The organism is Tsuneonella suprasediminis, from assembly GCF_003605755.1.
GTDB lineage: Bacteria > Pseudomonadota > Alphaproteobacteria > Sphingomonadales > Sphingomonadaceae > Tsuneonella > Tsuneonella suprasediminis.
In genome coordinates, this window is record NZ_RAHJ01000021.1 from 48662 (window position 1) to 66369 (window position 17708).

A 17708-nucleotide genomic window follows, 5' to 3' on the forward strand; every position below is an offset into this window, starting at 1 on the left:
AGCCTCGCCCCACCTCGCCATCCGTCATCGCGAGAAGCCGCAGGCGACGTGGCAGTCCATCGACCGCACCTCGCCCCTCTCACGACCGCCGTGATGGGCAGCACCATCGCGCCATAGCTTGCGGAGAAGCCTGACCACCCCACAAGGTCGCCCCGGACCTGATCCGGGGCCCCGCTATTCTTCCTGCGCGGCACTGGCAGAAGCTGGACCCCGGCTCAAAGGCCGGGGTGACGGAACCGGTGCGGCGGCGAGAGGGGGCGGGCAAGAACGTAGCCTCACCCGATCCATCCCCGCCCCTCGTCATTGCGAGGAGCCGAAGGCGACGTGGCAATCCAAGGACCGTACCTCGCCCCTCTTACAACCGCCGTGATGGGCACCACCGTCGCGCCATAGCTTGCGGAGAAGCCTGACCACCCCACAAGGTCGCCCCGGACCTGATCCGGGGCCCCGCTATTCTTCCTGCGCGACACTGGCAGATGCTGCCCCCCGGCTCGAAGGCCGGGGTGACGAGTGTGATAATCGGACGGAGCGAAAGACGCGCGGGGGAACGGATCAACCTCTCCCCCTCAGCCTCAGTCTTCCACGCTCAGCAGGTAAAGCTGCCGCGCGGCGTCGATCGGTTTCACTTCACCGCTTTGTTCCATGTGCCAGAATGTCCAGCCGTTGCAGCTTGGTGCACCTTGCAGGTCTTTGCCGAGGCCGTGGATCGACCCGACCTGTTTTTCGAATACCAGCGAGCCATCGGCGCGCACCGTCGCGGTCCAGCGGCGTTTCTTGTCGAACACCGCCGTTCCAGGCGGGATCAGCCCGGCTTCCACCAATGCGCCGAACGCAACCTTGGGCGCGGACTTGCGGCTTTGCATCGTCGCCAGCGCGCTTTCATCCAGCGGCAGTTCTTTGGCGATACGTTCGCGGGCAACGCCGCGATAGAAACTCTCGCGTTCGCAGCCGATCCATTGGCGGCCCAGCCGCTTGGCCACAGCGCCGGTGGTGCCGGTGCCGAAGAACGGATCGAGCACGACATCGCCTTTTTCCGTCGTGGACAGCAGCACGCGGTAGAGCAGCGATTCCGGTTTCTGCGTCGGGTGCGCTTTGTGCCCATCGTGTTTGAGCCGTTCGTTGCCGCTGCAAATTGGCAGCACCCAGTCGCTGCGCATCTGAAGCTCGTCGTTCAGCGTCTTCATGGCGCGATAGTTGAAGTGGTACTTCGCCTTCTCCCCCATGCTGGCCCACAGCAGGGTTTCGTGCGCGTTGGTGAACCGGGTGCCCTTGAAATTGGGCATCGGGTTGGTTTTGCGCCAGACGATATCGTTGAGGATCCAGAACCCCAGATCCTGCAGGATCGCGCCGACGCGGTAGATATTGTGATAACTGCCGATCACCCACAGCGCGCCATCGGGTTTCAGCACGCGCTTCGCCTCGGTCAGCCAGGCGCGGGTGAAATCGTCATAGGTCTTGAAACTGTCGAACCGGTCCCAGTCATCGGTCACGGCATCGACCTGGCTGCCATCGGGCCTGTTCAGATCGCCGCCGAGCTGGAGATTGTACGGCGGATCGGCAAATACCAGATCGACGCTGGCGGTGGGCAGACGCCGCATCGCTTCCACGCAATCGCCCGCGAGGATCTGCCCCAGCGGCAGCTCGCGCACGTCATTTTTGGCAACTTCCGCAACGCGCCGCGCGCGGACTTTCGTGGTCTCGATGACCCCCATCGTAATCATTCCCCTGTCAGAGTTATCCACAGGGTGAGTCCTTCGCGACTCCACGTCAAGCGAAAGGTTTGCGGGGCCGCGAATCGGCTGGAATCAGTTGAGGCGGAACATAAGGTGCCCGCCACAAGATATTGAGTCACAGTAGAATCTGCAGACTCGACATCGTGGGGTGTGGCGGCGAAGACTCAAATCAGCATCATTTGCGCGACCGGGGCGAAGCTGCGGCGATGCAGCGGGCACGGGCCGTATTCGCGCAGCGCCGCGATGTGATCTTTGGTGCCGTACCCCTTGTTTCGTTCCCAGCCATAATGCGGATATTGCCGGGCGGCATCCAGCATCAGCCGGTCGCGCCATTCCTTCGCAACAATGCTGGCCGCACCAATGGCCGGTTCCAGCCCGTCGCCCCCCACAATCGCGCGTGCGGGCCAGCGCCATTCGGCCTGCCGCCCTGCCGGGGTCTTGTTGCCATCGATCAGCACTTCGCCCGGATCGCGCCCCAGCGCCTCCGCCAGTCGCGCAGTGGCGAGCGTCATCGCCAGCATCGTTGCCGCGAAGATATTGATCCGGTCGATCTCTTCCGGGGAGACGATACCCACCCCCCATGCACAGCGTTCGCGCACCACCGGATCGAGCCGCGCGCGAGCCTTCGCGCTCAGTTTCTTGGAATCTCCGATCCCTTCGGGACATGGCTCGCACAGGACGACGGCCGCTGCTACCACTGGGCCGGCCAATGGTCCGCGACCGGCCTCGTCCACCCCGGCGATCAGCGATGCGGACCCGAATCCGGGATGAGGAGTTCCTGATAGTATGACCATGACCAAATTCCTTGCCGCCTTCCTATTCACTGCCGCTCTGCCGCTCGCAAGTTGCGGCGCGCAGACCGTGGGGGACAGCGCGGCCACTGCCGCCAGCGATGCCGCCGAACGCCCGTTTGCGGTGACCGCGCATGGCAGCTTCAACGAACCGTGGGCCGCCGCCTTTGCGCCGGGCACCAGCGTTCTGTTCGTGACCGAAAAACCGGGGACGATGCAATTCGTCGATGTCTCCACTGGCAAACGCGGCACTGTCAGCGGCCTGCCCACAGTCGATTATGGCGGTCAGGGCGGTCTGGGCGATGTCGCGTTCCTTCCCGGCGAAAGTGCCGCCACCGTTGGCCAGCGGACAATCTACCTGACATGGGCAAAGGCAGGCCCCGGCGATACCCGTGGCGCGGCGCTCGGCAAAGGAACGCTGGTTTGCGACAAACCGGAAAGCTGCCGCATCGACGGGTTGAAGGTGATTTGGGAACAGAAACCGAAAGTCACCGGGCGCGGACATTATTCGCACCGCATCGCGATTGCCCCCAATGGCCAGACGATGTTCGTCGCCAGCGGCGAACGGCAGAAAGGCGAACCGGCGCAAGACCCGCAGAGCGATCTGGGCAAGATCGTCCACCTCAACCTCGACGGGACACCGGCGGCGGTCAATCCGTTAGCGGAAGACAACGTCGCCCGGCCAGAGATATGGTCTTTAGGCCATCGCAATATTCTGGGCCTGCAATTCGATGCCAGCGGGCAGTTGTGGGATCTGGAACACGGCCCGGCAGGTGGGGACGAGCTCAACCGGGTGGTCGCGGGCAAGAACTATGGCTGGCCGGTGGTATCGAACGGAGACCATTACAACGGGACACCGATCCCACGCCACGACACCCGCCCCGAATTCGCTGCCCCGGCGATAAGCTGGAACCCGGTGATCGCGCCCGGCGATTTCATCTTCTATTCCGGAGACCTGTTCCCACAGTGGAAAGGGGCCGCCGTGATCGCGGCGATGAAGCCCGCCGGGCTGGTAGTAGTCCAGACCGAAGGCGATACCGCGAAAGAAGTCGCCCGCTACCCCTTTGACAAGCGTATCCGCGAAGTCGTGCAGGGACCGGACGGCGCGATCTGGCTGCTGGAGGACAAGGCGGGTGGCCGCCTGCTGGAACTGCGCCCGCGATAGGTGGCGGTGATCGGGCCACTCATCCCGACCACCACCCTAAGAAGCTTGTTCGCGTAACGGTTCGAGCGACGCGGTGCTGGCTTTGGCTCCAGCGCCCGATCGCACGCGCATGGCCAGCAACCCGACAGCGGCAGCCATCGCCAGCAGAATGATATCCAGCGCCAGCACAGCCGGTTGCGCCGGGCGGAACAGGACCACGTGCGCCACCGCCGTAACCGCGAGACTTCCCGCCAGAGCGATTTTCAGCCAGCGATCCCCGATCAGTGTGGGCCGTAACGCGGCCACCGCGATGCCCGCCAGCAACGCCAGCCAGAAGATCGCCGCCAGCAGAGCCTCAGGCCCGAACAGCCAGCGCACCCACACCGCCAGCACTATCGCCAGCGGAGTGCCCCAGATCACCACGCTCCACCCCGCCGAAAGCCGCGAGGTGTCGATCCCCTTCCGCCGCCGTTTCAGCAGCCACAAGGTCGTGCCGGTGGAGGTAATGACGCACATCGCCAGCCCCATCGCGATATAGGCCAGTTCGACCGGCAGCCCCGCATAATTCCCGAAATGGAGGTTGTAAGTCGATGCCGCGGCCTGCTTGCCGAGTTCGCCATCCGACAGGCCCACTTTGCCCAGATAGTCGCCTGCGCCGTTGAACCTGTATGACTCGCCATAGATCAATCGACGCGGATGTTCGGCCAGGATCATCACCAGCTGGCTGCGTGTGCCCGGATGTTCGACAATCGCATAGATCGGCTCGACATCGGGGAAACGCGATTGCACGGTGGCCAGCGCACGGGCGACATTCGCCAGCGGGGCCGGGGCCGGATCGGCCTCTGGCTCTCCGCCGAATATCGTTCCGTACACCGCCTCCATATCGCCATTCGCGTCGGTCTGCGCGAGCAAGGCCGCCCCGGCAAAGCTCAGCCCGATAAACGCCCCGGTCAATGCGATGACCAGTGCGAACGGCAATGACCACGCACCCAGCCTGTTGTGCCAGTCCGCCCGCGCAATCTGCGGATCGTGGCGCGACCGCAGACGGAACGCGTCCTTGAATATCTTGGGCAAGGCCAGCACGCCAGTCAGCGTGATCGCCGCCAGCGCCACCCCGATGACGCCCACCAGCAACATGCCCCAGAGCACCGGCAGCGTCAGATTGATATGCAGCGCGAGGAGAAATTCGGTCCAGCTATGCGCTTCCCGCGCGACCGGCTTGCCCGCCTGATCGACATACCACGCGGCATTGTCGGTCGTCACAACCGCGCGCGGCAGATCTTCGCTCGGCATACGGACATAGAGGTGTTCGGTGGGGGCCTTGCCCTTTTCCAGCGCCAGCGTCGCCACCATCGCGTTTTGTACCGCCGACGGAGCGATAGCGTCGTATTCGGCAACATTGGGCTGTTCCCACCGCTGCCAGCGCTCCGCTACCACCACGATCGTGCCGCTTATCGCGATGATATAGATCAGCGCGCAGGCCAGCAGGGCAATCGAGCCGTGCCCGGCCAGCGCCCGCTTCACCAGTCCGGGCTGTTCGGTGCGCGTCTGGCTCATGACAGCCCCCATGCCAGCGCGCCCAGAACGGCAGCAATCAAGGGTGGGCCAATCATCCGAACCGGGTTGGAAAGGGTCATCTGCCAGGTCATCAATATAGTCCAGATCACAGGTTGCAGTATCAGCATCAGTGCAAAGCTGTTGGCATCGAGCGGTGCCCCGCCCCGCACATATGCCTGAATCGCAAATGCCAGCCATTGGGCAGCGGCGAAGGCCACCGGCACCACCAGCACAAACACCGCGAAGCGACGCCCCAGATGGGCGGAACCGGGTAATACCACGGCGGCATCCACTTGCCTGCCGACCCGGCGCAGCTTCGCGGGGGAACGCCAGGCGGCATAGAGAACGATCAGCAGCGCCACGATCATCCCGACGGTGAAACCCGTCGCCATTCCCCATGCCCCCGCCTGCCGCGCCAGCAGCACCAGAGAGACAACAGCAAGCGCCCAGCCCGCCCCGGCAACGGACCGTCGAGCGCCCCAACCCATACGGATCAGTACGACCGACAGGCCCGCCAGTATCCAGCCAGTGATAATTGCCTCAGTCATGAATGCCCCTTCAGTGTCGGATTATCAGTATTTGACAGTCAGGGTGCCCAGCACAGTCCGCGGGGCGGCATAGAAACTCTGGTCGAAAGTGAGCGACGAGAGATACTTCGCATTGGTCACGTTCCGCAGATTGGCGCTGAGCGACACGTTCGGCGTGATGTCGTAACTCGCCAACAGATCGACCACGGCATAGTCCCCTTGCCTCAGCACGATGGGATCACCACTCACCGGCGAAAGCGCGCCGGTAACGACATAGAAATCGCTGTTGTACTGCACCGAAGCGCCAATGGTGAACGCCTTCAGGGATGGCGGCGAGTATGTCGCGTTGAGCTTGGCCGTCGTGCGCGGCACGAATGTCCGCGCGGGATCGCCATTCTCGTCACGAATACGCATCGTTGTGAAACCAGCGATCACTTGCAGCCCATCGGCGGGGGAGCCGGCCAGTTCGAGTTCCACCCCTTCCGAATGCGAATCCACGCCTACGTAAATCGTCCGGCCCAGCGTTGTGTCGAAGCCAGCCGACTGAGCTGTATTGTTCTGCCGCGCCCGGAAGATTGCCGCTGTCGCCAGCAGTTGCCCGTTGAACAATTCCCCCTTCACGCCCGCTTCGATATTATCCCCCTCGATCGGGTCGAGCAGGCGATTGTCCGCGTCGAACTGGGTCTGCGGATTGAAGATCGATGCATAGCTGGCGTACATCGTCACATTGGGCGTGACATCGAACGTCACCCCGACAAACGGCAGGAATTTCTTGCGGTCATAATTCTGGATGTCGCCGTAAGACGTGCCATCGCTGCGCGCGCGGGTGTAATTGCCGCCCAGCATGATCTTGAACGGATCGGCGGGGTTAAGCCGGATCAGGCCATACGCCGTCTCCTGCTTGCGCGTGATATTCAGGCTTTCCGTAAAGGCCGGGAAATCCGGTTCGGGAAAGGTGCCTGCGAACAGATCGTCAAGCGACACCGGCACACCAATTGCGCTATTGTCGTACGACGAATTCTGGATGTAGCGTTCCGCACTGCGGACAACGCCGAACATCACATCGTGGGTGCGGCCTCCGACTGACAGCTTTCCTTCGACATGTGCGTCGATGGTCAGATTTCGCGTGGCCCCCTGAAACGCGCCGGGATAGCTGAAGATGCCATCCCCCGTCGCCCGATCAGGGTTGCCATAGACATAAAACAGCTTGTCGTTTTCATCGTTGGCACGACGCAGCACTGTCAGCGTGGCGCTCCAGTCGGGGCTGAAATGATGCGTCATATCTCCGAAGATCTGGCGCTCGGTCACGCCCCATCCCGCCCATTCGGGGCCGGTATTATCCGAACGGCCGAAATCGATCCGCGTACCATCGGTATAGTAAAGCGGCACCGCCCCCCATTGCGCGCCCCGGCTCTGGTGATTCTGGTGGGCGTAGCCTGCACTCACCACCGTGTCCGGCCCCAGATCGGCTTCGACAATGCCATATCCGGTCCACCGGTCGAGTTCGTACCGGTCGAGATAGCTGTCGGCATTAAGGTATGCCCCCACCGCACGGGCCCGCACGGCACCATCCGATGTCAGCGGAACGCTCACGTCTCCATCGAGGCGGAGGTGGTTGTACGATCCATATTGCGCGGAAACGGTGGCCTGCATGTCGCGATAGGGCCGCTTGCGGACAAAGTTCACGAGTGCCGATGGATTACCCGTAGGCGAGAGCAGACCCGGCGCGCCGCGCACCACTTCGATCCGGTCGTAAATCGCCGTGTCGAGCGAACCCGTCTGGATGCCGAAAGCAAACGGCATACCCACGCCATCGAGCTGGAACGTCTGAATGTCATATCCCCGCGCGGAGAAATACACGCGGTCGGTTTCGGCCGTGAGCACGCTGATCCCGGGCACCGCCGCCAGCAGCTGATTCACATCGTTGAGCTGAAAATCTTCGATCACTGCGCGCGGGATCACGCTGACCGATTGAGGCGTTTCTTTCTGGCTCAACGGCAGGCGTGTAGCGGTGCGTTGTTCCTTTACACCGTAATCGTCGCTCCCTTCGGTGCGCTTGCCCGTCACGACAATCGTCGGATCACGCGCCTGATCCTCGCCAGCGTCGGCCGCCGCAGCGGCAGCCACCAAAGGCATTCCGGCTGACGGGGACACAACGTTCGCTGCAGCAGCAGTGAGAAGGAGCGGGGCAATAGCGGCCATCGATAATATCTTTCGTATCGGCGTTATGGAGAGAAGTATGTTGATGCGAATCGCTCGCTAATGAGAATAAGTCGCATTTACAAGAATGTTTTGGGGCAATGTTATATTTCCATGAATGGTGATGCGCGTCAGTATCAGTGGGAGAGGAATGAAGCGGCCGTGTTGCCTGGCACACTCGCCCCCGGACTGTCGCAGCGCGGCGAAAGCACAACCCCGCTCAACCACCACCTTCGTCATTGCGAGGAGCCGCAGGCGACGTGGCAACCCATGGCCCGCCCTCGCCCGGCCACAACCGCCGCGATGGACAGAACCGTCAGTCCAGGGATTGCTTCACTCCGTTCAATGACGAACAGGGAGGCAGGCACCGGAGCGGCCCGTGCGCCCCACCACCCGCCACCTTCGTCATTGCAAGGCCCGTAATCAGAAACCGAAACTCAGCCGGACGCGCCCTCTTCGCGTGGCCGCCTAGTGCTCCAGCACCCGGCGAAGCGGGCGGGCATTACCTTCGCGATAGGAGTGTATCTCGCAAAGCTGATCGCCGTGAAACGTCACCTTCCAAAGCCCTTCCACGCACTCGGCAGGATCGTCGGATACGATCCGTCCGCGGCAGAGGACGTCACTGCCCTTGGGCGTGACGGAATCGAACACGATTTTCATGTCCGGTACAATTTCAAATATCCGCCGCAGCGCTTCCAGATAGCGGTCACGCGGGCCGATCGGATAATTGGCTGTGTCACGATAGGTCATCGTGGGCGTGAGCATACGCTCCACCGCAGCGAAGTCGCGTGCGTTGAGCGCATCGACAAACGCACGCGTCAGCGCGACTTTCGAGGGCTTTCGCTCGAAAAACGGGAGAAGGCGCAAGCGGCGCATTCCCCCGTTCTAGCCCCCTTTCAGGGGAATTGATATTGTCACAGGTTAAATTGGATCGAACCAACCTGTTAAAAATCAGCCAACGATTTCAGACTCGTCGAAGAAGAATGCGATTTCGATTTTCGCGTTCTCGTCGCTGTCCGAACCGTGGACCGAATTGGCTTCGATGCTTTCGGCAAACGCCTTGCGGATCGTGCCTTCGGCGGCGTCGGCGGGGTTGGTCGCGCCCATCACGTCGCGATTGCGCTTCACGGCATCTTCGCCTTCGAGCACCTGCACCACGACCGGGCCGCTAATCATGAAATCGACCAGTTCACCGAAGAAAGGGCGTTCCTTGTGAACGGCGTAGAATCCTTCGGCCTGTTCCTTGCTCATCTGGATGCGCTTGGACGCGACGACGCGCAGGCCGGCTTCTTCCAGCATTTTGGTGACCGCGCCGGTCAGGTTGCGGCGGGTGGCATCGGGCTTAATAATCGAAAAGGTACGGGTAACCGCCATTGTCTGGGTTCCTTGCGAACATTTTTAGAGTGGAAGTGGGATTGTTGCGCGCGCCCCTAGCGCCGGGTTGCACGCGGCGCAAGTGTCACGCTTTCTTCGCCCATTTCCCGTTTTCCTGCGCGTAATAGCTGCGCGTTACGTCGTCGCGACCATCAAACTGCCGCCACGTCGCGCGCGCGGCCTGAATGTCCGCATCGCCAAACAACAGAAACACGCGCGCAAACCCCTCTGCCTCCGCCCGCCATTCGCCATCGGCGATCACGCAATAGCGTGCGTCGTTGGGCGCAGCACAGTCGGCGGAGAGCAGAATAGGCTGGCGCGCGGCGTGTGGGGCGCTGGCTTCCCCATTGGCGAGGAAGGCCTGCGGATCGCCTTCCCACATCGCCCGGCTCAAACCGACGCGGCGATCGGCGTCGCTGTCGATCACCAGCAGCCGTTCGCCCGCCTGCCGTGTGCGCGCGGCGATCAGTGCCACGACGTGTTCGACAGGGTCGCGCGAAAGCTGCCAGAAATCGAGTTGCATCAGCTCTCTGCAGTGGCTTTCACAAACCGGTCGAGCAGACGCACGCCGAAGCCGGTTGCGCCCTTGTCCCAGCTATGCCCCGGCTTTTCGGACCAGACCATGCCCGCAATGTCGAGATGCGCCCAAGGGGTGTCGTTTTCAATATAGCGTTGCAGGAACTGCGCGGCGGTGATCGAACCGGCGAACCGCGGGCCGATGTTTTTCATATCGGCAATCGGGCTGTCCAGCAGCTTGTCGTATGCCGGTGCCAGCGGGAAGCGCCACAGCTTGTCGCCGGTCGCCTTGCCCGCACCGATCAGATCGTCGGCCAGTTCGTCGGAGTTGGAGAAGCAGCCGCCGTGTTCGGTGCCCAGCGCAATCATCATCGCCCCGGTCAGCGTGGCCAGATCGACGATTTTGGCGGGCTTGAACTGTTTCTGCGTCCACGTCAGCGCATCGGCCAGCACCAGCCGCCCTTCGGCATCGGTGTTGAGCACTTCCACCGTCTGTCCCGACATCGTCGTGACGACATCGCCCGGACGCTGCGCGTTGCCATCGGGCATGTTTTCGACCAGCCCGATAACGCCGACGACGTTGACCGGTGCCTTGCGTGTGACCAGCGTCATCATCGCACCAACCACTGCGGCCGATCCGCCCATGTCCCACTTCATATCTTCCATGCCCGGTCCGGGCTTGAGCGATATACCGCCGGTATCGAACGTCACCCCTTTGCCGACAAATGCGATAGGTGCATCGTCGGGGTTGCCGCCCATCCATTTGATGGCAAGCACCCGCGATTCGCGGATCGAGCCCTGCCCGACGCCGAGCAGAGCGCCCATGCCAAGGTTCTTCATCGTCGCTTCGTCGAGTACGATCAGTTCCGCACCGGTATCGGCAAAGCGTTCGGTGCACCGCGCGACGTAGCTTTCCGGGTAGAGGATATTGGCGGGCTCTGTGACCAGTTCGCGCGCCAGTTCCACGCCCTTCGCCACCGCAGCAGCCTCTTCCCACGCTTCCTTCGCACCATCAGCCACGCCAACGACGACGACGGAATCGAGTGTCGCCTTCTGATCGTCTTTCAGCTTGGTGCGATAGATATCGTAGCGCCAGGAACGCAGGCGGAATCCCAACAGCACCGACGCCGCCTCTTCCGCTGTCAGATCGGTCAGTTCGATAGCAATCGATTCAGCGCCCGAACGCAGATATTTGGCGGCCAGAGCGGCCCCTGCCTTCTCACAATTTGCAAGACGTTCGGCATCGTCGGCCTTACCCGCGCCGGCAAGCGCGACCCGCACGACATGGCCCTTTCTGTCGGCGAACACTTCGAATATCTGCCCCGCACTTCCTTTGAACCGGGCGACCGATGCGCCCTGTGCGATCATCGGTTCGAGGCTGGCGAGGTCATCACCCTGATCGATGATACGAGCGACGAGCCGTGCATCGTCAGGAAGCGAGGGGGCGAATTCGATCTGCATGAAAGCTCCGGAAAGTAATCGTTATTTGGGGCCAGAACCGGGAAAGCCCGGCTGGCACGCTGATGGCGATTGCGATTAGGCCGCGACGATGCGATAGGCAAGGGATGCCCCCCATTCCGACAGCATTTGTGCAAGCTGCGGCGCCTCGCTTGCCCTACCGATTTGCCGGCGCATCCGCGCTTGTTTTCGCTTTGCTGGCTGCACCGGCCAGCGCGCAGGATGCGACAGGGGAAACAGCCGAAGCCCTCGAATCGGCGGCAAAAACTACGCCCCCGCCCACCAATGCTCCGCTGACAGGAGTGGAGCGGGTGGTGCAATTCGAAGCGGACGAGGTCGCATACGATTCCAACGGCGAAAACGCGACCGCCACCGGCAATGTCGTGCTCCGCAGCGAACAGCGATCGGTCCGCGCCGACACGGTGACATGGAACCGCAAGAGCGGGCTGATCGTGGCCAACGGCAATGTCCGTCTGGTCGATGAAAACGGAAACCAGCTTTACACCGACAAGCTCGAACTGACCGACACATTCGAAGCCGGATCGATGGAAGATGTCCTGCTCGCACTGCGCGAAGGGGGCCGTCTGGCGGCGGTTCGCGGCGAACGAATGGCCGATGGCACGGTCGAGCTGGACAAGGCCGCCTATAGCGGATGCCCTGTCGAAACCACAGATGGCTGCCCGAAAAAACCCAGCTGGCGGATCACTTCGGAAAAAGTTCTCTACGATCCGAAGACCAGCAATGTCCGGTTCAAGGGGGCATACCTCGAACTGTTCGGGATGCGTCTGCTGCCTATGCCGGGCCTCAGTGTCCGCACCGATGGCAGCGCGGTGTCCGGTTTCCTGATCCCCGAAATCCAGTTTTCGGAAAACAACGGGGTTCAGGTCAGCGGCAAATACTATTTCCGGGTGGACGATAACAAGGATCTGGAACTGACCGGGCATCTGTTCACCGATGCACCGCCGATGATTTCGGGCCAATGGCGCCATCTGACCGATATCGGCGCCTATCAGATTACCGGCTACCTCACGACCAGCCGCCGCAGCACCGATGTGACAACCGGCTCGACAGAGCGTGACGTGCGCGGATATCTGTTCACCAATGGCCGGTTCCAGTTCGACCCTAACTGGAGCCTCGATTACTCGATCCGCCGGGCCAGCGACCGCACATTCCTGCGCCGCTACGACATCAGTTACGATGATCGCCTGCGTTCGCTCATCAAGCTGGAGCGGGTGGGCGATACCAGTTATTTCCAGCTGGCCGGTTATGCCACGCAAACGCTGCAGCTGAATGCCGATCAGGGGCAAGTCCCTGTTGCCTTGCCGCTGATCGACTGGCGCAAGCGGATCGACGACCCCGTTCTGGGCGGCAAGATCGAATTTCAGGCCAACTCGCTGGCCCTGATGCGCGACACCGGGCAGGATACCCAGCGCGCATTTGCCGGCGCCCGGTGGGATCTGCGCCGGGTGACCGGAATGGGCCAGCTCGTCACGCTGACCGGTCTGGTACGCGGCGACGTCTATCATTCGTCGGACAATGGACTGACCGACACGGCGATATACCGCGGCAATCCCGGCTGGGAAACGCGCGGGGTCGCGCTGGCTGCGCTCGATATCCAGTGGCCGTTCGTCGGTCGGGCGTTCGGTGGCACGCAAGTGATTACGCCCCGTGTGCAATTCGTCGCCAGCCCGCCGATCCGCAATCTGGCCGTGCCGAACGAAGATGCCCGCGCGGTGGATCTGGAAGATTCCAACCTGTTCGCACTCAACCGCTTTCCCGGATACGATCGGGTGGAAGACGGGGCGCGTGTTACTTACGGCGTCGATTACGATTTACAGTTTCCCGACTGGCGCATCCGCAGCACAGTGGGGCAATCCTATCGCCTGTCGGATCAGCGTTCGATTCTGCCCGACGGCACCGGCCTTGCCGAACAGGTGTCCGATTTCGTGGGTCGCACGGAAGTGCGCTATAAAGATTTCCTCAAGCTGACCCACCGTTTCCGGCTGGATAAAGACAATCTGGGCGTTCGACGCAACGAACTGGATGCGACGATCGGTTCGAGCAAGACATATGCGGAAATCGGCTATCTACGCCTGAACCGCAATATTTCCAGCACGATAGAGGATTTGCGCGACCGCGAAGAACTGCGCGCGGCGACGCGTATCGCATTCGCCCGATATTGGTCGGTATTCGGTTCGGGTGTGTTCAACCTGACCGATCGGGAGGAGGACCCGACACTGACGTCCAGCGGATTCGACCCGGTTCGCACCCGGCTAGGCGTCGCTTACGAAGACGAATGCCTCGAACTCGGGCTGACCTGGCGGCGCGACTATGTCGATACCGGCGATGCCCGGCGCGGCAATACTTTCCAGATATATTTCGCGCTACGTAATCTGGGATTCCGCTGATTACTTTTGCCGGTTGCGGGGATTGGTTGCACGGCGGGCGTTGGCAGCACGGGGCAAAACCGCTATCCGGCTGCACTCAGCTTGGGTTAAGCCGTCTGGCCGCACTGGCTCATTATTACGAAGTAGCCGAAAACCGGCGCTGCAATCGGACTTTACGCGTGATCGAAAAGACTGTTTCCAAACTGATTTGCGGCATCGCCGCGTTCGGCCTGATCGCCGCCCCCATCACCGCGACTGCACAGCAGGCACAGGCGATGGACGAAGCGAACAACGATACGAGCGGGCTCGATCTGCCGGCAAACATATCGCTGCTGGGGAACAGCAACCCGAACGAACGCAAGCCAACCGCCGTGGTCAATGGACAGGTTATCACAGGCACAGACGTGGACCAGCGTGTCGCTCTCGTAGTCGCGGCGAACAAGGGCAAGATTTCCGAGGAAGAAATGCAGCGCCTGCGGGCGCAGGTCCTGCGGAACCTGATCGACGAAACGCTGGAAATTCAGGCGGCCAAGGCGCAGGAAATCGAAGTCAGCGCCGCTCAGGTCGATGAAACGTACAAACGCGTCGCACAACAGAATTTTGGGCAATCGCCCGCAGCGCTGGACGCACATCTGGAATCGATCGGTTCCTCTCCCGCTTCGCTGAAACGCCAGATCCTGGGCGAAATGGCGTGGCAGCAACTGCTGCGTCGCAATGTGTCGCCGTTCGTCAACGTGTCGAGCGAAGAAGTGAACGAAATGCTCGCGCGCCTGAATGCTTCGCGCGGGACGGAAGAGTATCGCCTCGGCGAAATTTACATGGCAGCCACTCCGACAACGCAGGCGCAAGTCGAAGCGAACATGCGTAAAATCATCGAGCAACTGCGTTCGGGCGGCAGCTTCGTCGCCTATGCGCGCCAGTTTTCGGAGGCATCGACCGCCGCAGTGGGTGGCGACCTTGGCTTTGTCCGTCTCGAAACCCTGCCCGCCGAACTGGCGGCTGCGGCGCGCGAAATGCAACCGGGGCAGGTGATCGGTCCGATTGCCAACTCTGGCGGATATTCGATCCTTTACCTGATCGACAAGAAGGCGATCCTTTCGGCCGACCCGCGCGACGCGACGCTCAGCCTCAAGCAGATTTCGCTCAATTTCCCCAAGGGGACCAGCAAGGCCGACGCGACCAAGCGGCTGGAAACTTTCACGCAGCAGGTTCAGGCGATCAAGGGTTGCGGCGATGCCGAAGCCAGTGCCGCCAAAATCGGTGCCGATATCGTCAGCAACGACAACATCCGTGTGCGCGCCTTGCCGGAACAATTGCAACAGATCATGCTGAACCTGCAAATCGGGCAGTCCACTCCGCCGTTTGGTTCGGTGGAAGAAGGCGTGCGTGTGCTAATGCTGTGCGGGCGTGACGATCCGCAGACCGGCGATGCACCGTCGTTCGATCAGGTGATGAGCCAGCTCGAAAACGAACGCATCGACAAGCGTGCTCAGCGTTACCTGCGCGACCTGCGTAACGACGCTTACATCGTTTACAACTGATCGCGATGCCCGCCCCCCTCGCCCTGTCGCTGGGGGATCCGGCTGGCATTGGCCCTGAACTGATCGCCGCAAGCTGGGAGCAACGCGACGCCGCTGTGCTACCGCCGTTCTTCGCTGTCGGGGGTGCCAGTCTGCTGGCCAGCGCCGCCAAAGCGCGCGGGCTGGATATTCCGGTAGAGCGGATCGACAGCCCGGCGCAGGCGGCAGACGTATTTCCCCATGCCCTGCCCGTGCTGGGAGAGATCGATGCAGCGTGGAACCCCGGCAATCCCGACAGGGACGGCGCGCGACTGGCCCTTGCCTCTCTCCGCACAGCCGCCGAACTGACCGTTTCGGGGGCCGCAGCGGCCATCGTGACCGGCCCGATTGCCAAGGCTCTGCTGGCCGAAGTCGGCTTCGATTATCCGGGGCAGACCGAATTCGTCGCTGCCGCGAGCGGTGTTGCCGCGGGTGACGCGGTGATGATGCTGGCGGGCCCCCAGTTGCGGACTATCCCGCTTACCGTGCACGTCGCACTGTCGCAAGTGCCCGCGCTGATCACCGCCGATCTGATCCGGCGCCGCACCCGGATCGCTGCTGCCGCCTTGCAACGCGATTTCGGCCTTGCCAGCCCGCGCATCGCGATTGCCGCGCTCAACCCACATGCCGGGGAACACGGGCGCATGGGCCATGAAGACAGCGCAGTCATCGCCCCCGCGATTGCCGCGCTGGTGGCGGAAGGGTTCGCTGTGACTGGCCCGCATCCTGCCGACGCGCTGTTCGCTCCACATGCGCGCGGTGATTATGACGTGGCGCTGTGTATGTATCACGATCAGGCACTGATCCCGATCAAGGCGCTGGATTTCGATGCCGGGGTCAATGTGACGCTCGGCCTGCCGATTATCCGCACCAGCCCCGATCACGGCACCGCATTCGCCATCGCGGGCACCGGCAAGGCCGATCCCGGCGCCACCATTGCCGCGATCCGCATGGCAGGCGAATGCGCCACGCGACGGGCAAGTTATAAAGTAGAAGCGAAGTTCGCCTCATAATACATGCCTCAGGCGCACAACGGCACCCAACCGTCTCTTCCTTCGTCATTGCGAGTAGCCACAGGCGACGTGGCAATCCATGAACCATACCTCGCCTCAACCACAGCCGATGCGATGGGCGGAAACGTCAGGTCATGGATTGCTTCACTGCGTTCGCAATGACGAGTGGGGAGAAGCGCATCCATCCCCCGGACCTGATCCGGGGCCCCCGCTTTTCTTCGACGGCGCGATGCAGGGGGAAGTTGGCCCCCGGCTCGGAGGCCGGAGTGACGGGGTAACGAGGTAATGGAGGTAGCCAAGCTGTTGGCCTTAACCCCACCATCTCCCCTCGTCATTGCGAGGAGCCGCAGGCGACGTGGCAATCCATGGACCGCACCTCGCCTCACCAACAACCGATGCGACAGGCGGAACCGTCGCATCATGGGTTACTTCGCTGCGCGGGCAATGTCGCAATGGTAAGTGAGCGCTGGACGCAGCGCTCCCGCATAGGACTCAATATGACCAGCTACTCCCACTCCATTCCCTTCACCCCCTGAAAATTCCCGCCCGCGACTTCGCATCGTCCGCAATCGCGCGTAAGACAGTCAGGTGAATCCAAACCCACCCCTGCCCCCCATTCGCGACGTCATCAATCGCCACGGCCTGAGCGCAAGCAAAGCACTGGGGCAGAACTTCCTGCTCGACGAACAACTGCTTGACCGGATCGCCGCGATTCCCGGCGATCTGGCAGGCCACCCCGTGCTGGAGGTCGGCCCCGGTCCTGGCGGGCTGACCCGCGCCATCTTGCGCGCCGGAGGCAAAGTCACCGCCATCGAAATGGATCGCCGCTGCCTGCCCGCGCTGGAGGAACTGAGCGCAGCGTTCCCCGGCCAGCTTTCCGTGATCGAAGGCGACGCGATGAAGATCGATCACGCGCAGACGATGGGCGCGCCTTATGCTGTGATTGCCAACCTGCCTTATAACGTGGGCACCGCGCTGTTCGTCCGCTGGCTGAGCGGGGAACAGTGGCCACCGCAGTGGACTTCGCTAACGCTGATGTTCCAGCTCGAAGTGGCGCAGCGGATTGTCGCCCAGCCCGGCACCGGCGCATACGGCAGGCTGGCCGTGCTGGCGCAGTGGCGGTCCGATGCAAAGCTGGCGATGAAGGTCCATCGCAGTGCCTTCACCCCTCCCCCCAAAGTGATGAGCGCGATCGTCCACGTAACGCCGAAGGCTCAGCCCGAAGGCGTATCGGCCCGTTTGCTGGAGCGTGTGACCGAAGCCGCCTTCGGCCAGCGGCGCAAGATGCTGCGGCAGAGCCTGAAAGGCGTGCCACACGCGCTCGATGCGCTGGATATCGTGGGAATCGATCCGCAGCGCCGCGCCGAAACTCTTTCGGTCGACGAGTTTGTCGTGCTCGCCCGTACACTTGGCACGCTGGGGTAGACAGCCAAGCCTATCCCTCTAGAGA

The 17708-nt window shown here is 62.2% G+C and carries 14 protein-coding genes; 5 read left to right on the forward strand and 9 right to left on the reverse strand.

The genetic code is table 11. The features are described 5' to 3' along the window. Positions 1 to 572: 572 nt before the first annotated feature. Together D6858_RS13215 and D6858_RS13220 are read right to left on the reverse strand one after the other, a co-directional pair. Positions 573 to 1712 carry a site-specific DNA-methyltransferase gene (locus D6858_RS13215; protein ID WP_120111437.1) on the reverse strand — a complete coding sequence of 380 codons (1140 nt, stop codon included), beginning with the start codon at positions 1710 to 1712 and terminating at the stop codon, positions 573 to 575. Between the two features lie 185 nt (positions 1713 to 1897). Further along, positions 1898 to 2527, reverse strand: a complete 630-nt coding sequence (locus D6858_RS13220) for a ribonuclease HII (protein ID WP_120111439.1) — start codon at positions 2525 to 2527, stop codon at positions 1898 to 1900. Here D6858_RS13220 and D6858_RS13225 point away from each other — a divergent pair. Beyond that, the gene (locus D6858_RS13225; RefSeq protein WP_120111442.1) at positions 2520 to 3689 is read left to right on the forward strand and encodes a PQQ-dependent sugar dehydrogenase; all 1170 of its coding nucleotides are present in this window, start codon (positions 2520 to 2522) and stop codon (positions 3687 to 3689) included. The two genes, D6858_RS13220 and D6858_RS13225, sit on opposite strands and share 8 nt — an antisense overlap. A 36-nt stretch (positions 3690 to 3725) precedes the next feature. Here the strand turns inward: D6858_RS13225 and D6858_RS13230 are convergent, their stop codons facing one another. The 7 genes from D6858_RS13230 to D6858_RS13260 form a co-directional block, all read right to left on the reverse strand. Continuing rightward, positions 3726 to 5225: a PepSY-associated TM helix domain-containing protein gene (locus tag D6858_RS13230; protein ID WP_120111445.1), complete on the reverse strand. Its 1500-nt coding sequence runs from the start codon at positions 5223 to 5225 to the stop codon at positions 3726 to 3728. After that, positions 5222 to 5773, reverse strand: a complete 552-nt coding sequence (locus D6858_RS13235) for a hypothetical protein (RefSeq protein ID WP_120111447.1) — start codon at positions 5771 to 5773, stop codon at positions 5222 to 5224. Before D6858_RS13235 ends, D6858_RS13230 begins: the two co-directional genes overlap by 4 nt. A 24-nt stretch (positions 5774 to 5797) precedes the next feature. After that, positions 5798 to 7954, reverse strand: a complete 2157-nt coding sequence (locus D6858_RS13240; protein ID WP_120111450.1) for a TonB-dependent siderophore receptor — start codon at positions 7952 to 7954, stop codon at positions 5798 to 5800. A gap of 465 nt (positions 7955 to 8419) precedes the next feature. Beyond that, complete coding sequence (locus D6858_RS13245; protein ID WP_120111454.1) at positions 8420 to 8827, reverse strand: nuclear transport factor 2 family protein; 408 nt, start codon at positions 8825 to 8827, stop codon at positions 8420 to 8422. Between the two features lie 75 nt (positions 8828 to 8902). Continuing rightward, positions 8903 to 9325, reverse strand: a complete 423-nt coding sequence (ndk, locus tag D6858_RS13250) for a nucleoside-diphosphate kinase (RefSeq protein ID WP_120111457.1) — start codon at positions 9323 to 9325, stop codon at positions 8903 to 8905. Between the two features lie 85 nt (positions 9326 to 9410). After that, positions 9411 to 9848 carry a DNA polymerase III subunit chi gene (locus tag D6858_RS13255; protein ID WP_120111460.1) on the reverse strand — a complete coding sequence of 146 codons (438 nt, stop codon included), beginning with the start codon at positions 9846 to 9848 and terminating at the stop codon, positions 9411 to 9413. Then, positions 9848 to 11302 carry a leucyl aminopeptidase gene (locus D6858_RS13260; protein WP_120111463.1) on the reverse strand — a complete coding sequence of 485 codons (1455 nt, stop codon included), beginning with the start codon at positions 11300 to 11302 and terminating at the stop codon, positions 9848 to 9850. Before D6858_RS13260 ends, D6858_RS13255 begins: the two co-directional genes overlap by 1 nt. A 104-nt stretch (positions 11303 to 11406) precedes the next feature. Here D6858_RS13260 and D6858_RS13265 point away from each other — a divergent pair, with 104 nt between their 5' ends. The 4 genes from D6858_RS13265 (at position 11407) to rsmA (ending at position 17683) form a co-directional block, all read left to right on the forward strand. Continuing rightward, positions 11407 to 13707 (forward strand): LPS-assembly protein LptD, encoded by a 2301-nt coding sequence (locus D6858_RS13265; RefSeq protein WP_120111465.1) that lies wholly within the window; start codon positions 11407 to 11409, stop codon positions 13705 to 13707. 158 nt (positions 13708 to 13865) lie between these two features. Further along, positions 13866 to 15227 (forward strand): peptidylprolyl isomerase, encoded by a 1362-nt coding sequence (locus tag D6858_RS13270; RefSeq protein WP_420823837.1) that lies wholly within the window; start codon positions 13866 to 13868, stop codon positions 15225 to 15227. A 5-nt stretch (positions 15228 to 15232) separates the two neighbouring features. After that, positions 15233 to 16258, forward strand: a complete 1026-nt coding sequence (gene pdxA, locus D6858_RS13275; protein ID WP_205664946.1) for a 4-hydroxythreonine-4-phosphate dehydrogenase PdxA — start codon at positions 15233 to 15235, stop codon at positions 16256 to 16258. A gap of 588 nt (positions 16259 to 16846) precedes the next feature. Next, positions 16847 to 17683 (forward strand): 16S rRNA (adenine(1518)-N(6)/adenine(1519)-N(6))-dimethyltransferase RsmA, encoded by an 837-nt coding sequence (rsmA, locus tag D6858_RS13280; protein ID WP_120111471.1) that lies wholly within the window; start codon positions 16847 to 16849, stop codon positions 17681 to 17683. Positions 17684 to 17708: the final 25 nt, after the last annotated feature.

Excerpts from the sequence above, each read along its gene's own strand:
- D6858_RS13220 (WP_120111439.1), bottom strand. The coding sequence starts at position 2,527 with ATGGTCATACTATCAGGAACTCCTCATCCCGGATTCGGGTCCGCATCG.
- D6858_RS13235 (WP_120111447.1), bottom strand. The coding sequence starts at position 5,773 with ATGACTGAGGCAATTATCACTGGCTGGATACTGGCGGGCCTGTCGGTC.
- D6858_RS13265 (WP_120111465.1), top strand. The coding sequence starts at position 11,407 with ATGCCCCCCATTCCGACAGCATTTGTGCAAGCTGCGGCGCCTCGCTTG.
- D6858_RS13215 (WP_120111437.1), bottom strand. The coding sequence starts at position 1,712 with ATGGGGGTCATCGAGACCACGAAAGTCCGCGCGCGGCGCGTTGCGGAA.
- ndk (WP_120111457.1), bottom strand. The coding sequence starts at position 9,325 with ATGGCGGTTACCCGTACCTTTTCGATTATTAAGCCCGATGCCACCCGC.
- D6858_RS13240 (WP_120111450.1), bottom strand. The coding sequence starts at position 7,954 with ATGGCCGCTATTGCCCCGCTCCTTCTCACTGCTGCTGCAGCGAACGTT.
- pdxA (WP_205664946.1), top strand. The coding sequence starts at position 15,233 with ATGCCCGCCCCCCTCGCCCTGTCGCTGGGGGATCCGGCTGGCATTGGC.
- D6858_RS13230 (WP_120111445.1), bottom strand. The coding sequence starts at position 5,225 with ATGAGCCAGACGCGCACCGAACAGCCCGGACTGGTGAAGCGGGCGCTG.
- D6858_RS13245 (WP_120111454.1), bottom strand. The coding sequence starts at position 8,827 with ATGCGCCGCTTGCGCCTTCTCCCGTTTTTCGAGCGAAAGCCCTCGAAA.
- D6858_RS13260 (WP_120111463.1), bottom strand. The coding sequence starts at position 11,302 with ATGCAGATCGAATTCGCCCCCTCGCTTCCTGACGATGCACGGCTCGTC.
- D6858_RS13255 (WP_120111460.1), bottom strand. The coding sequence starts at position 9,848 with ATGCAACTCGATTTCTGGCAGCTTTCGCGCGACCCTGTCGAACACGTC.
- D6858_RS13225 (WP_120111442.1), top strand. The coding sequence starts at position 2,520 with ATGACCATGACCAAATTCCTTGCCGCCTTCCTATTCACTGCCGCTCTG.